This is a genomic window from Streptomyces melanogenes (assembly GCF_014649795.1).
GTDB lineage: Bacteria > Actinomycetota > Actinomycetes > Streptomycetales > Streptomycetaceae > Streptomyces > Streptomyces noboritoensis.
In genome coordinates, this window is sequence record NZ_BMTS01000101.1 from 1 (window position 1) to 536 (window position 536).

Here is a 536-nt window from a genome sequence, read left to right on the forward strand (position 1 = left end):
GCCGCCGCGGGTGCGGTCACCCGGCCCGTTCCACCGATAGCCGATTCCCGGTCCCAGACCAGTGTTTTGGTGACCCGGCCAATCGCACTGATCAGGGACCACATACCCGACAAGATGTCTCCGCCCTGCCGGGACGGAATCATCGCCGCGGACAAGTACCGGGAGAACCCCAGCGTCATCACCAGCACTGGCAGGATCCGTTCCTGCCCGGCCGCGACCGGAATCTTCGTCTCGGGAAACCACAGATCGCACTGGGCGATCTCGCCGGGCTCGTAGTGGACACGGTCCACCGGGTCGATCCCCACATATTCCGGCCGGATCAGGGCCAGCCGCTTCTTCAACGGTGACATCGAGTACGGCCAGCTGATCCGTTCCGCGATGACCGGGGCCGGCATCTTCGGCCATTCCTTGAGCAAGGCCCGGATCTGCGGCTCGAAAGCGTCGACCACCGAACCCCGCGGAGCCCGCTCGTACTTGGGCGGCCGGTCCGAGTTCAACGCGGCCCGCACGGTATTCCGAGCCACCCCCAGCCGCCG

The 536-nt window shown here is 66.6% G+C and carries 1 pseudogene; it reads right to left on the bottom strand.

Annotation, left to right across the window (positions count from 1 at the left end):
• Positions 1-536: pseudogene (locus IE252_RS42950) on the bottom strand (IS21 family transposase); the annotation flags it as partial.